This is a genomic window from Nocardiopsis sp. NPDC058631 (genome assembly GCF_042716955.1).
Classification (GTDB): domain Bacteria; phylum Actinomycetota; class Actinomycetes; order Streptosporangiales; family Streptosporangiaceae; genus Nocardiopsis.
The window spans coordinates 1-13,444 of sequence record NZ_JBHXQY010000029.1; the positions used below are offsets into that span (position 1 = coordinate 1).

Below are 13,444 nucleotides of genomic sequence, written 5' to 3' on the forward strand. Positions count from 1 at the left end.
CCCACCCCCTAGATATACACCACAAATACCGGCGGCTGGTTATTTTTTTTAAATTACACCGCTGCTGACGCCCTGCGTGGCGGCCCCCGGGGGGGGGCGGGGGGGCCTCGACCTACTGCTTCACCACGTCACTGTGGGACCGGGGGTCCCACCAGAGGACGCAGGTTCTAGTCGATGTTGGTGCTGACGGGCCCGTTGACGCAGTCGCCCGTGGTCTGCGGCGACAGGATCGGGATGTTGGCACCCACCAGGCCCACGGCCAGCTCGGTGTTGCAGAGCTGAACGGGGACCAGCTGCAGGTTCTGGTTGAACTGCTGGTCACCCCCGTGCGAACCGTGCGAGCCGGCGGAGGCCGGGGAGGCCGCGAGCATGGCGCCCAGGGCGATTCCGGCGATGGCCGTGGCAGTCGCGAACTTACGCAGCATGCTGGCCCCCTGCTAGTCGATGTTGGTGCTGATCGGGCCGTTGACGCAGTCGCCCGTGGTCTGCGGCGACAGGATCGGCACGTTGACGCCCGCCAGGAGACCGACGGCCAGCTCGGTGTTGCAGAGCTGAACGGGGATGGCCTGAAGGTTCTGGTTGTACTGCTGGTCGCCACCGTGCGAACCGTGCGAACCGTGCGAACCGTGCGAGCCGGCGGAGGCCGGGGAGGCCGCGAGCATGGCGCCCAGGGCGATTCCGGCGATGGCCGTGGCAGTCGTGATCTTGCGCAGCATGTCAGGAATCTCCTAGTCGATGTTGGTGCTGATCGGGCCGTTGACGCAGTCGCCCGTGGTCTGCGGCGACAGGATCGGCACGTTGACGCCGACCAGGCCGACGGCAGCGCTGGTGTTGCAGAGCTGAACCGGGACCAGCTGGAGGTTCTGGTTGTACTGCTGGTCGCCACCGTGCGAGCCGTGGGAACCGGAGGCGGAGGCCGGGGAACCGGTGAGGACGACACCGAGAGCCGCACCAGCGATGAGACCGGCAACGCCGAGCTTACGCAGCATTGAATTACCCTTCATTGGAATGTGGAAAATCGTCGCGAGCGGACGAATTACCGGAACTAGCTGATGTTGGTGCCGACAGGGCCGTTCACGCAGTCGCCCGTGGTCTGCGGCGACAGGATCGGCACGGTCACGGCGACCAGACCAACGCTGCCGGTCAGGTTGCAGGACTGGATCGGGACCAGCTGGAGGTTCTGGTTGAACTGCTGGTCACCGCCGTGCGAGGCGTGAGCGGGAGCCCCCATGAGGAGAACGCCCATCGCGGCACCGGCGACCAGGCCAGCAGCGGCCAACTTCTTGATCATGTTTCCCCCGGGAAATCAAACGAGGTGCTGACAGAAAAAGACTCAGGCGCTTGTTGCACCTGTGTCGCGGTGGACTGGGGCAATCATCATCCGGCCCCTGTTTTTTGTCAACGCCGAAACCCCGAAAGCACTTTGTCCATATTGTCGCGAGAATTCTTTTTGTTTCGTTCGCGAATATATCTATTGGCACCTTTTTTGTGCGACACGCACAAACCCCTGACACCCGGACAAGAAGTGGCCGCACCGGCGAAGCGGACACACCCACCGCTAGCACCACATGAGCGACGCGGCCCGAACCCCGGATCGCCCGAGGAGCCAGAGAAACCGCAGTTCAGAGCAGGGAGCACCAAAGAGGGGGCGACCTGCGGACCACCACACGGGGCAAAGAACCAGCGTTACCTCCCCGTGTCCCAAGCGCGACACATTCGCGATCAGCCGAATTTCTGAGTTCCGCGGGCCCTGGTCCACAACACCCGAAACCGCCCCCGGCCCCACCGCGCGTACGCCGCGCGGACGGCAGGGCTCACGAGCGCCGGCCCGCACCGGCACCGGCGGGGTGTGGAGGAGGCGTCGCACGGGTCCGGGCCGGAGGAGCCCGCACCGGCCTCGGGGCCGGACCGTGCGCGCCGACGCGGGGCAGCGTGGCGGACCCCGGGGGCGGGGCGGGCACACCACCGCAAGGGCGCAACGCGACACCGCTGGAGGTTGTGCCAGCGCGTTGAGGGGTTCTGTCGCAGCCCTGCCAGCAGCCCGCACAGGGCAGTGACCAGGCATGGAAGAGGTCCTGTTGGTTCTGTCAGCCCTGTCGGCGCCCCGTTGCCCCGATCGCAACCGCCCGGCGAATCAAGCAGCGGAACCCAGTCACCCATCGCTTCGGGCAAGCCGTCCCAGCCGGATCCGGCAAGCCGGCAAACAGAGAAAACCCGAAGGCCCGATTGGCCAACCGCCCCTCAGGGACCCCACAGGGCACACAAAGCCGCCATGAAGGTCATGAGCTTCACAACGTGCCAAACGCTCCCCAGGGGCCACCTCAGCCCCTCCGTAATCACGCCTGCACGTGCAGACGTGATTACGGAGGGGCTGATCCCCATCCACACCCCCACGGTCGCCCATCGAACCCCGAGCCACCTGTTATGACATGAGTTATTAGTTACTTTTGTTATCGTTTGTCGGATTTTCCATACAGTGGAACTGGCCACATTAGGGCAGCCCCCACCCCGGCATTTCGGCCATCGACAGCAAGAGCACCAAGGCGTCAGCCAGGGCCAAAAACCGCACCCATGCCCCCAGGTAGTGGACTCGTTACTATGGGTGAGATTTTGGCTGTTGACCATGCACCTTTAGGACTTGTTATCTCTGCGTCGAGGTATATGATCCGTTTTGTCTTTCGGAGGCGCACGACGCCCCAGCAACACCAGGCCAAAATCTCACTGAGCACACATCCAGTGGCTTACAGTGATGATGTGATGCGGGGAGTAGTTGAGCGTTCCCATGCGAGGCGAAGGCTTTGCCCGTAGGCTGAACAGGGTTCGAGTGCAACGGCCTCAAACTGCCTCAAATGGTCAATTCTGCCAATTTGCAGTTTCAAGCAAGGGGGTTTCGGACACTTGTCCTATGCATCCCTTGCAAGAGCACATCCCTGAAAGCTCCGGCGATGCCCGGTCGAGCATTGCTCCAACACGGACATCGCCGGATAAGGCGGCTCCGGTCAGTCAGCTACACCTGTGCGTCTACCTGCAAGTAATCTGCACATGGGCCGGCTGGTCGGGGCCCCGCTCTTCCCTCGGGGACTCGGCTGGCGTCTGGATCGTGTAGGCGAGCGCCAGGCCGGCAACGATCAACGCACCGGCTGCCGATACACCCTGCACCGCGCTCCAGATACTCGGACTGCAGACTTCGCCGGGCCGCTCGTCCTCTCGCCCCTCCGGGGGAGGAACTTCCGGCCTGATCTGCATCGCGCGCCAGAGTTTCCGAAGGAATCTCATTACCCTCACTGCTGCTCCCTCTGAGTGAACCTGTCCCACAAAGACAGGAAGGGTCGATCGCAAGAATCTCGCGATCGAGGAGCCTGACCAGAGTTCAGTGGCTGGCTCTGACCAGGGGCTTGGTGAAGGAGCACCAGCTGAAGCCCAATGTACAGGAGCCCTTTACCTCGTGTCTCGCCATGTGGGCGCGTCGGCATGCGGAAGTCTTCGCCACCCGTTGTGAATTATTGTTTTGGCAGCTCAGGTACGTCGCAGATGCTCCCAGTGGCGCGGATCACGAAGCAACTGGCGTGCGCTGCCTGCAACTCTTCCGGATTAGACGGACATCCGAGCTTTTCCCAGGAAGATAAATAATGGACCCTTGGCCCCATCCTGGGATGAATCCCCCACCCGAGCGCACGGCACGCCCTCAACCTCACAGCTGGAAGAAGGCATTCCAGACCAACTTGACCGGGAATGGCCCGAGCGCCGCGAGAGTCACACACTGTGCCGATCCAGGCATTCTTGGTAACCAAGCCGGTAGGCCGCTCACGGCCGCCTCCCACCCCAGGCCTCCGGCAGAACTCCAGCGTCTTGCGCTCGTGCGCCAGTCGGACTCGCAGAAAAGGTTCACGAGCCCCGCTGAAAGAAATGCGAAAGTAGATCTCGCCCTGCTGGTACAACCCCCGAACGCAAGGTTCTCTCAGCACCAGAAAAAGATAATCAATTTCTTTCCCAGCGGCCCGAGGACGGCACGAGACAAGGAACAGGACCTTCTTCGGTCCTGTGAACCAATTAACACAAGTGGACCTGAGAACCGGACTGGGGCACCTGTTTCCGGCATGTTTTCGGTAACGGCGTCGCTCGCCCACGAGGTACAGGCACTCCGCCCTACCTGGCCTGTTGGCCTGGCCGAACACTGCCGTGCCCACCACCTTCGCCACCTCGACAAAGGTTTTCAAGTCGCCTTCCAAAGCCGGTGGACGTCCTTCCTCACACCCCCTGGAGACGTTCTCCCGGAGGGAGCATGATCCGATGCATCCGCTTCGCGCACGAACACGCCGCGGCCCCGCTGGAAGATCACCAGGCCCTCATCCTGCAGAAGGCAGAGAGCCCGCTGCGCGGTCATTCGTGCGAAGCCGTCGGTCTCGGCGAGCTTCGCTCCAGGGGCAGCCGCTCGCCCGGTTCCCGTTCCATATGCTCCGCCTCACCGCGAAGCAGCTGAGGACGGAGTTGCTGGCAGGGCCTGCGACCCTCGTGGCGCGGGTACCTCGCTGGGCCTCGACGCCGGGGGGCCGGTGCCCGTCCTCGCGGAGAGAGCGGGGCACGGTCCGGCCGTCCTGACGACCGCCTGCGCCGGATGCCCCGAGGGCCGGGACCAGCTCTGGAACGAGCGCCTGGGGGACGCGTTCGGCGCCACCTACCCGGAACCCGGATCGACGGGTGACACACCCGAGATCGAGGACTGAGGGCGTTCCACAGCTGTCCCGGGGACCGTCGTGGACAGCCGTGAACGACCGGGAACGCGAAAGACCCCGGTGACCAGCGTCGTAGCTGGTCACCGGGGTCTCTTCCCAGGGTGGCAGGTGAAGGATTCGAACCTTCGAAGGCTAAGCCGACGGATTTACAGTCCGCTCCCATTGGCCGCTCGGGCAACCTGCCTGGGCTGCGGCGACGGTGTTCGTCGCTGCGCATGAACGAGAATAGCGGATGATCCGCCCGAACCTGTAATCGATAACCGGGGGCGCGTCCCGAGCAGGCCCTTCGGGCACCCTGAGCAGGTCGAGGCTAAGCTCTGAAGCCTGTTCGCGCCGGGATTCCGGCACGGGCGGACGTGTACCCACGCGGGCGTCCACCGGGCGCCCGTGACCCATGAGACCAAGCGGGGTGTGAGCGAACGTGGCCGCCGAATCCAGTTTCGACGTCGTGTCCAAACTCGACCGTCAGGAGGTCGACAACTCCCTGAACCAGACGGGCAAGGAGCTGGCCCAGCGGTTCGACTTCAAGGGGACCGGGACCACCATCGCCTGGCAGGGCGAGGACGGGATCGAGATCAGGAGCACCTCGGAGGAGCGGGCGAACGCCGCCCTGGAGGTGTTCAAGGAGAAGCTGATCAAGCGCAAGCTCTCCCTGAAGATCCTCGACCCCGCCGAGGAGCCCAAGATCTCCGGCAAGGAGTACCGCCTTCCGATCGGGCTCAAGGAGGGCATCACCTCCGAGGACGCCAAGAAGATCTCCAAGCTGATCCGCGACGAGGGCCCCAAGGGCGTCAAGGCGCAGATCCAGGGCGACGAGCTGCGCATCAGCTCCAAGAAGAGGGACGACCTCCAGGCCGCCCAGAACCTGATCAAGGAGAAGGACTTCGACCTGGCGCTCCAGTTCGTCAACTACCGGTAACCGGCGGTCGACGGCACCGGCAGCGGAACGGCCGCCCCCCGTCGCGGGGAGGGCGGCCGCCGCCGTGCCGGAGTCGGTCCCTACCGGCCCATGTCCCATTGGCGGCGCAGGTCGCGCAACCGCCGGACGCGCTCGTCCGTGGGGGGGTGGGCGGCGAACAGCCGCCCCACACCGGTCGGGAACGGGTTGGTCGTCATCACGTGCGCCGACGCCAGCAGGCTGCGGTCGCGGGGCAGCGGGTACCGCTGCGCCCCCTCCTCCAGTTTGAGCAGCGCCTCGGCCAGCGCGACCGGGTCCCCGGTCAGTCGGGCGGCCTGTTCGTCGGCACGGAACTCGCGGCGGCGGCCCACCCCGCAGTGGACGACCAGGGCGGCGAGTGGTGCCAGCAGCGCCATCATCAGACCGCCCAGCAGGTTAGGCATATCCGTCTCCTCCGACTCCCCCAGTGGGAGCAGGAACGTCACCAGCGTCATCGCGGTGATGACAGCGGTCAGGGTCGCCGCCACCGAGCTGATCAGGGTGTCGTGCGAGCGGATGTGCGCGAGTTCGTGGGCGATGACGCCGCGCAGCTCCCGTTCGTCGAGGGTGCGCAGCAGACCCGTGGTGCAGCAGAGCGCGGCGCGGCGCGGGCTGCTCCCGGTGGCGAAGGCGTTGGGTGAGCGGATCGGCGACAGGTACAGCCTGGGCATGGGCTGCCGGGCGGCGGTGGCCAGCTCCCGGACGATCCGGTAGAGCTCGGGCCGCTCGATCTCGCTGACCGGGTGGGCGCGCATGGCCCGCAGTGCCAGCGACTCGCCGAACAGGTAGACGAGCACCCCGGCGCAGAGCACCAGGGTCACCGAGAACTGGGCCCCCTTCTCGGAGCCGCACAGCCAGCCGACGGCGACGACGAGGACGGCGGCTCCGACGAACAGACCGACCGCGCGGGCCACGTTGACGTGCACGCCGCCACCTCCTCGTTCAGCCGCTCCCCGACCATGAATGCGTACATGGTGACAAACGTGCGGGTCGGCGTCTTGCGTTCCCCATGTGACGGGCTGTCGGTCACATCCCGGTTGCGGATGTCCTTCCGCCGCCCCCGGAGTCCGAGTGTGACAATCGCCACCCGACCGCTGCCCCGCCGCCCACAACGACCTATAGTGCGAACGTGGCCCTTATCACTCCGAACACCAGGCCGACGCGGCGCCGCCCCGTCATGATCCCGGCGTTCGGGGAGCCGTGTCGTTGAAGGCAGGCCCCTTCACGACCCGGCAGTCGCGGTGTGACCGCGCCGTGCGAGTCCGGGTTGGCGCACCCGGCGAGCGCGAGGGCCGCGAACGCTGTCCCATGCCCCCGAGCCGGGCGCCCGCCACGCGGCGGTGTGCCCCGGACGGGGGATGACACCCGAGCGCCGCCGCCCGTCACGACCGGCGGCTCACCAAGGAGGTCGTCGATCTCAGTGGCCAAACAGATCGAACAGCTCGACCGCGTCATCATCCGCTTCGCCGGTGACTCCGGCGACGGCATGCAGCTGACCGGAGACCGCTTCACCCAGGAGACCGCGTCGTTCGGCAACGACCTGTCGACCCTTCCGAACTTCCCCGCGGAGATCCGCGCACCCGCCGGCACCCTTCCGGGGGTGTCCAGCTTCCAGCTGCACTTCGCCGACCACGACATCATGACCCCGGGCGACGCCCCCGACGTCCTCGTGGCCATGAACCCCGCCGCCCTCAAGGCGAACCTGGGCGACCTGCCCAGGGGCGCGACCGTGATCGTCAACACCGACGAGTTCTCCGGGCGCAGCCTGGCCAAGGTCGGTTTCGCCGGGGACCCGCTCACCGACGGCACCCTGGACGGCTTCAAGGTGAGCGCGGTGGCGCTGACCTCCATGACGGTGCAGGCCCTGGCCGGTTCCGACCTGTCCAAGAAGGACGCGCAGCGTGCCAAGAACATGTTCGCCCTGGGTCTGCTGTCGTGGATGTACAACCGGCCGACGGAGGGGACGACTTCCTTCCTGAAGTCCAAGTTCGCCGGCAAGCCGGACATCCTGGCGGCGAACCTGACGGCGTTCCAGGCGGGGTGGAACTTCGGGGAGACCACCGAGGACTTCGCCGTCTCCTACGAGGTCAAACCCGCCCGGCTCCCCTCGGGCACCTACCGGAACATCACGGGGAACCTGGCGCTGGCCTACGGGCTGATCGCGGGTTCCACGCAGTCGGGCCTGCCGCTGTTCCTGGGCTCGTACCCGATCACCCCGGCGTCGGACATCCTGCACGAGCTGTCCAGGCACAAGCGGTTCGGGGTTCGCACGTTCCAGGCCGAGGACGAGATCGCCGGCGTGGGGGCGGCCCTGGGCGCGGCCTTCGGCGGATCGCTGGGGGTGACCACCACCTCCGGGCCGGGCATGGTGCTCAAGCAGGAGGCGGTCGGGCTCGCGGTGATGACCGAACTGCCGCTGCTGATCGTCGACGTGCAGCGGGCGGGGCCGAGTACCGGCATGCCGACCAAGACGGAGCAGACCGACCTGCTGATGGCCCTGTACGGGCGCAACGGCGAGTCACCGGTGCCGGTGGTGGCACCGTCCTCCCCCGCCGACTGCTTCGACGCGGCGGTGGAGGCGACCAGGTTGGCGGTCACGTACCGCACACCGGTGATCATCCTCTCGGACGGGTACCTGGCGAACGGGTCGGAGCCGTGGCGGCTGCCGGAGGTCTGCGACCTGCCGGTGATCGAACCGGGGTTCGCGACCGCGCCGAACGGGCCCGACGGCTCGTTCCTGCCGTACAAGCGCGACGAGGAGACGCTCGCACGCCCGTGGGCGGTTCCGGGCACGGCCGGGCTGGAGCACCGGATCGGCGGTATCGAGAAGCACGCCGAGTCCGGTGACATCTCGTACACGCCCGCCAACCACGACCTGATGGTGCGGACCCGCCAGGCCAAGATCGACGCCATCGCCCGGGACATCCCCGCGTTGGCGGTGGACGACCCCGACGGCGCGGCCGACGTGCTGGTGCTCGGCTGGGGCGGCACGTACGGGTCGATCACGGCTGCGGTGCGCCGCGTGCGGCGCGCGGGCGGCCGGGTGGCGCAGGCGCACCTGCGCCACCTCAACCCGTTCCCGGCCAACCTGGGCGAGGTGCTGGCCCGGTACGGGCGGGTGGTGGTGCCGGAGATCAACCTGGGCCAGCTGGCCCTGCTGCTGCGCGGCAGGTTCCTGGTCGACATCATCGGTTACAACAGGGTCCGCGGCCTGCCGTTCAAGGCCGAGGAGCTCGCGGACGTGCTTCAGGAGGTCATCGACCGTGACTGAGAACGCGAACGGCCCGGCGGGCGGTCTCGGCGGGCTGAGGCTGGTCCCGAAGACGGACACCGCCTACAGGATGAAGGACTTCAAGTCCGACCAGGACGTGCGCTGGTGCCCGGGGTGCGGCGACTACGCGATCCTGGCCGCCTTCCAGTCCTTCCTTCCCGAGCTGGGTGTGCCCCGCGAGAACATCGTGATGGTGTCGGGGATCGGCTGCTCCTCCCGCTTCCCCTACTACCTGAGCACCTACGGCATGCACTCGATCCACGGGCGCGCCCCGGCGATCGCGACCGGCCTGGCGTCCAGCCGCCCGGACCTGTCGGTGTGGGTGGTGACCGGTGACGGCGACGGGCTGTCCATCGGAGGCAACCACCTGATCCACGCGCTGCGCCGCAACGTCAACATCAACATCCTGCTGTTCAACAACCGGATCTACGGCCTGACCAAGGGGCAGTACTCCCCCACCTCGGAGGCGGGGAAGATCACCAAGTCCTCGCCGGTGGGCTCGCTGGACCACCCCTTCAACCCGGTGTCGCTGGCACTGGGCGCGGAGGCCTCGTTCGTGGCCCGGACCGTCGACTCCGACCGCAAGCACCTCACGTCGGTGCTGCGGGCGGCGGCCGACCACCCGGGGACGTCGTTCGTGGAGATCTACCAGAACTGTCCGATCTTCAACGACGACGCGTTCGAGCCGCTGAAGGACCCGGCCGCGCGGGACACGCGGCTGCTGCGCATGGAGCACGGCGAGCCGCTGCGGCTCGGCCCCGACCGGGGCGTGGTCGCCGGCGGGTTCGGCGGGCTGCAGGTGGTGGACGTGGACGCGGTGGGCGAGGACCGGCTGATCCGGCACGACGCGCACCGCGAGGACCCGGGGTACGCGTTCGCGCTGTCCAGGCTGGACCAGCCCGCGTTCGAGCACGTGCCGATCGGGGTGTTCCGGGATGTGCGCCGCCCCGTCTACGACGACCTGCTGAACGAGCAGGTGGCGGAGGCCCGGGCGGAACGCGGCGACGGCGAGCTGGCCGCGCTGCTGGCAGGCGGGGACACCTGGACCGTCGGGTAGGGGTCCGAGCACGGGCCCCTCCCGGGTTCCGCGCGGACTCGCGCGCGGAGCCCGGGGGTCCCGGGAGGGGAAGGGCATACGCTTCCCCCATGCGTATCGTCATCGCCGGGGGACACGGGAAGATCGCACTGCTGCTGGCCAGGAAACTGGCCGACCGCGGGGACGAGCCCGTCGCCCTCATCCGCAATCCCGACCACTCACAGGATGTCGTCGACGCCGGTGCCGAACCGGTCGTGGTCGACCTGGAGACGGCCACCGTCACCGAGCTGACCGAGAAGATCATGAACGCCGACGGCGTCGTGTTCGCCGCGGGGGCCGGTCCGGGCAGCGGCCCCGCCCGCAAGGAGACGGTGGACCACAAGGCGGCGGTGCTGACCGCCGATGCGGCCTCGCTCGCTGGGGTGCGGCGCCTGGTCCAGGTCTCGGCCATCGGGGTGGACGACCCGCTGCCCGCGGGCACGAACCCCGACGAGTCGTGGGCCGCCTATGTGGAGGCCAAGCGCGCCGCCGACGCCGACCTGCGAGAACGCGGCCTGGAGCTGGACTGGACGATCCTGCGTCCGGGTGGGCTGACCGACGAGCCCGGCACCGGGAGGGTGTCGCTCGGCGCTGAGGTCGAACGCGACTCGGTGACGCGTGAGGACGTGGCCTCGGTGATCGTGGCCGTCCTGGACGAACCAGGGACCGTCGGGAGGGTTCTCAACCTGGTGAACGGTGAGACGCCCGTCGTCGAGGCCGTCCGCGCCGCCACGTCCTGAACCGCCTCCCCGTCGGCCGCCGGCGGGGAGGGGTTCCCGGTCGGCGGCCGCTTCGGGCCTCCTGTGGCCAGACTGGTCCGCAGGAGGCATGATGGGAGCGGAGCCCGGCGGAGTCCCGTGGACGCGGATGACCGGGTAGCACCCCGACGGGTACGGCAAGCTCCACGCTGAGCAGATGGGTACGGTTATTCATGAGCGTCACGCAGGTCGTGAGGGACAGCACGGTCGTCGAACACGCCAAGGTCGCGGCGCAGCAGAAGCGCCGGATGTTCATCATCCAGCTGGAGGTGAACGCCTACGACGAGCCCTCCAGCAAGCTGCGTCCCGGGCTGACCCGCATCCTGGAGGGGATCGAGGAGGCCGGTTGGCGGCTGGACCTGATCACCCCGGGCGACGAGGGCGACAAGCCCGCGCGCCTGTTCATCTTCCGTCCGGACCCTGACAGCAGGAAGAAGGACGAGGCGGACAGGGCCGAGGCCCAGCACCAGCCCTCCGGCCAGCAGCAGTCGTACCAGCACCCGCCGACGGGCGCGCAGCAGCCGGACCCGTACGCGGGTTACGGACAGCAGCCCGGCTACGGGCAGCCCCAGTACCCGGGGTACGACCAGCAGCAGTACCCGGGCTACGGCCAGCAGCAGCCGGGGTACGGGCAGCAGCCGGGCTACGGCCAGCAGTACCCGGGATACGGGCAGCAGCAGGGCTGGTAGCGCTCGCGGCGCGCGTCGGGGGGCGACGCCCACGAGGTTCGGGGCCCGCGTGGTGGACACACCGCGCGGGCCCTTTTTCGTGCCCGATATCTGGACACTGTGTGATTCCGATGCATTCGTGAGGAGCGAGATTCGGCCGTGCTTTCGGTTCAGTAACGCAACGGCTACATCTCAAGGCGACATGTCCGCCATGTCAGTACTGAAGCCGAAGAAAGTCCGAGGAAACTCTGGATTCTTCCTGTGAAGTACGCCGCGCATGCGGATAGCTACGCTAAGTTATTTCCGGCGGCTACCGCCACCGCGTTATGAACTTCCGAAAGGCATCAGCCATGTCCCGAATCGCCAAGGTTTCCGGCTTCGTCCTGGCCGCCGGCCTCGCCTTCGGTGCCTTCACCGGCACCGCTGCCGCGGACAACAACGCCGACGTCCAGAACGTCACGATCCCGATCTGCATCGACGTCCTGAAGGCCTCGGGCGTCAGCGGACCCAACTGCAACGTCGTCAGCTGGGACTCCACCAGCGGCATCGCCATCGACGACTAGCAGTACCCCGTCGCACACACGCCGGGAAACGCGGGGCCCCGAAACCCCGTCAGCACCAACCAACACACCGCGAACCGAAAAGGACCTACACCATGAAGCGCATCGCCACCTTCTCCGGCCTCTTCCTCGCCACCGGCCTCGCCCTGGGCGCCATGACCGGCACCGCCGCCGCGGACAACAACGCGAACATCCAGAACGTGACCGTGCCGATCTGCGCCGAGGTCCTCGCCTTCTCCGGCTTCGACCTGGGCGGCTGCAACGTGATCTCCAAGACCTCCACCTCCGGTATCTCCATCCACGACTAGTCACGTACCCCGGTTCACCGGGTACGGGACCTCCGGGACTCTCCGTCCCCCGGAGCCATCCGGAAGTCCCCCGACACCCGGACCATGGGGGTGGACGCGGGGCGCGGCACCATCCGCGCCCCGCGTCCCGTCTTTTCCGCGGGCGTTCGCACGCGGCCTCGAACCGGGGCACGCGCCGGAAGGCATGTCACGCCGCGGGGGGAGTGATACGTCTACCTGACATGACGACCGATGTCTTCGAAGAGCACCGCTCCCTCCTGGCCGGTGTCGCCTACAGGGTCCTCGGCAGCGCCTCCGACGCGGAGGACGTGGTCCAGGAGGCCTGGTTGCGCTGGTCCGCCGTCGATCCGGGGAAGGTCGACGACGCGCGCGCCTACCTCGTCACCGTCACCTCACGCCTGTCCATCGACCGGCTGCGCAGCGCCCGGTCCCGCCGCGAGTCCTACGTCGGCGAGTGGCTGCCCGAACCCGTCAGCGACCTCCCGGACGGCGCCGAACGGGCCGAGTTGGCGGACTCGGTCGAGTTCGCCCTCCTCGTGGTCCTGGAGAGCCTGACCCCCCTCGAACGGGCCGTCTTCGTACTGCGCGAGGCCTTCCAGTTCCCCTACGCGGAGATCGCCCGGGTCATCGGGCGGGAGGAGGCCGCCACACGGCAGCTGGCCCGTCGGGCCCGCGACCACGTCCAGGAGCGAAGGCCGCGGTTCGAGGCCGACCGGGCCACCCGACGGCGGATCACCGAGCGGTTCCTCGGCGCCTGTATGGAGGGTGACCTCGCGGGCCTGACCGGGCTGCTCGCCGAGGACGCCACCCTGGTCGGGGACGGCGGGGGCAAGGCCAAGGCCCCTCTGCGGGTCCTGAAGGGCGCGTCGAAGGTGGGCCGGTTCCTGGCCGCCCTGCCGGGCAACGCGGACAGGTTCTTCGCGTCGCTCGGGCTCGACCCCGCGGAGTCCTGGAACGACATCCGTTCCGAGGTCACCGAGGTCAACGGCGGCCCCGCGGCGGTCATCTCGGTCGGTGGCCGGACGGTGACGCTGGTCGTGCTGGAGGTGGTCGACGACCGGGTCCAGCACGTGTACCTGGTGGCCAACCCCGACAAGATGTCACGCCTGCGGACACCGGATCCGTCGTAGGGGT

General features: G+C 67.7%; 14 protein-coding genes, 1 tRNA gene and 1 pseudogene. 9 read left to right on the forward strand and 7 right to left on the reverse strand.

The genetic code is table 11. The features are described 5' to 3' along the window. Positions 1-167: 167 nt before the first annotated feature. The 5 genes and pseudogenes from ACFWTE_RS12275 to ACFWTE_RS12295 all read right to left on the reverse strand — a co-directional run. A complete protein-coding gene (locus ACFWTE_RS12275) occupies positions 168-425 on the reverse strand; it encodes a hypothetical protein (RefSeq protein WP_378779406.1) in 258 nt (85 codons plus the stop codon). A gap of 12 nt (positions 426-437) precedes the next feature. Then, positions 438-716: a hypothetical protein gene (locus ACFWTE_RS12280; RefSeq protein WP_378779407.1), complete on the reverse strand. Its 279-nt coding sequence runs from the start codon at positions 714-716 to the stop codon at positions 438-440. A 12-nt stretch (positions 717-728) separates the two neighbouring features. Further along, entirely contained in the window at positions 729-989 is a 261-nt protein-coding gene (locus ACFWTE_RS12285) for a hypothetical protein (protein ID WP_378779408.1), read from the reverse strand. 56 nt (positions 990-1,045) lie between these two features. Further along, complete coding sequence (locus tag ACFWTE_RS12290; RefSeq protein ID WP_330089916.1) at positions 1,046-1,291, reverse strand: hypothetical protein; 246 nt, start codon at positions 1,289-1,291, stop codon at positions 1,046-1,048. A 2,922-nt stretch (positions 1,292-4,213) separates the two neighbouring features. Continuing rightward, positions 4,214-4,402: pseudogene (locus ACFWTE_RS12295) on the reverse strand (hypothetical protein); the annotation flags it as partial. A 151-nt stretch (positions 4,403-4,553) separates the two neighbouring features. Here ACFWTE_RS12295 and ACFWTE_RS12300 point away from each other — a divergent pair. After that, positions 4,554-4,724 carry a hypothetical protein gene (locus ACFWTE_RS12300; protein ID WP_378779410.1) on the forward strand — a complete coding sequence of 57 codons (171 nt, stop codon included), beginning with the start codon at positions 4,554-4,556 and terminating at the stop codon, positions 4,722-4,724. A 111-nt stretch (positions 4,725-4,835) separates the two neighbouring features. Here the strand turns inward: ACFWTE_RS12300 and ACFWTE_RS12305 are convergent. Next, positions 4,836-4,917, reverse strand: a tRNA-Tyr gene (locus ACFWTE_RS12305). A gap of 237 nt (positions 4,918-5,154) precedes the next feature. Here ACFWTE_RS12305 and ACFWTE_RS12310 point away from each other — a divergent pair. Continuing rightward, a complete protein-coding gene (locus ACFWTE_RS12310) occupies positions 5,155-5,652 on the forward strand; it encodes a YajQ family cyclic di-GMP-binding protein (protein ID WP_378779411.1) in 498 nt (165 codons plus the stop codon). A gap of 80 nt (positions 5,653-5,732) precedes the next feature. Here ACFWTE_RS12310 and ACFWTE_RS12315 read toward each other — a convergent pair whose 3' ends face one another. Next, the gene (locus tag ACFWTE_RS12315) at positions 5,733-6,596 is read right to left on the reverse strand and encodes a M48 family metalloprotease (RefSeq protein WP_378779412.1); all 864 of its coding nucleotides are present in this window, start codon (positions 6,594-6,596) and stop codon (positions 5,733-5,735) included. Positions 6,597-7,090: 494 nt separating this feature from the next. Here ACFWTE_RS12315 and ACFWTE_RS12320 point away from each other — a divergent pair, with 494 nt between their 5' ends. From ACFWTE_RS12320 to ACFWTE_RS12350, 7 genes are all read left to right on the forward strand, one after another. After that, the gene (locus tag ACFWTE_RS12320) at positions 7,091-8,941 is read left to right on the forward strand and encodes a 2-oxoacid:acceptor oxidoreductase subunit alpha (RefSeq protein WP_378779413.1); all 1,851 of its coding nucleotides are present in this window, start codon (positions 7,091-7,093) and stop codon (positions 8,939-8,941) included. A 70-nt stretch (positions 8,942-9,011) separates the two neighbouring features. Beyond that, positions 9,012-9,998: a 2-oxoacid:ferredoxin oxidoreductase subunit beta gene (locus ACFWTE_RS12325; protein ID WP_378779461.1), complete on the forward strand. Its 987-nt coding sequence runs from the start codon at positions 9,012-9,014 to the stop codon at positions 9,996-9,998. A gap of 89 nt (positions 9,999-10,087) precedes the next feature. Then, positions 10,088-10,756: an SDR family oxidoreductase gene (locus ACFWTE_RS12330; protein WP_378779414.1), complete on the forward strand. Its 669-nt coding sequence runs from the start codon at positions 10,088-10,090 to the stop codon at positions 10,754-10,756. A 191-nt stretch (positions 10,757-10,947) separates the two neighbouring features. Next, positions 10,948-11,463: a hypothetical protein gene (locus tag ACFWTE_RS12335; RefSeq protein WP_378779415.1), complete on the forward strand. Its 516-nt coding sequence runs from the start codon at positions 10,948-10,950 to the stop codon at positions 11,461-11,463. A 329-nt stretch (positions 11,464-11,792) separates the two neighbouring features. Beyond that, positions 11,793-12,005, forward strand: a complete 213-nt coding sequence (locus tag ACFWTE_RS12340; protein ID WP_378779416.1) for a hypothetical protein — start codon at positions 11,793-11,795, stop codon at positions 12,003-12,005. 92 nt (positions 12,006-12,097) lie between these two features. Beyond that, entirely contained in the window at positions 12,098-12,310 is a 213-nt protein-coding gene (locus ACFWTE_RS12345; RefSeq protein WP_378779417.1) for a hypothetical protein, read from the forward strand. A 221-nt stretch (positions 12,311-12,531) separates the two neighbouring features. Continuing rightward, positions 12,532-13,440 carry an RNA polymerase sigma-70 factor gene (locus ACFWTE_RS12350; protein ID WP_378779418.1) on the forward strand — a complete coding sequence of 303 codons (909 nt, stop codon included), beginning with the start codon at positions 12,532-12,534 and terminating at the stop codon, positions 13,438-13,440. Positions 13,441-13,444 lie beyond the last annotated feature (4 nt).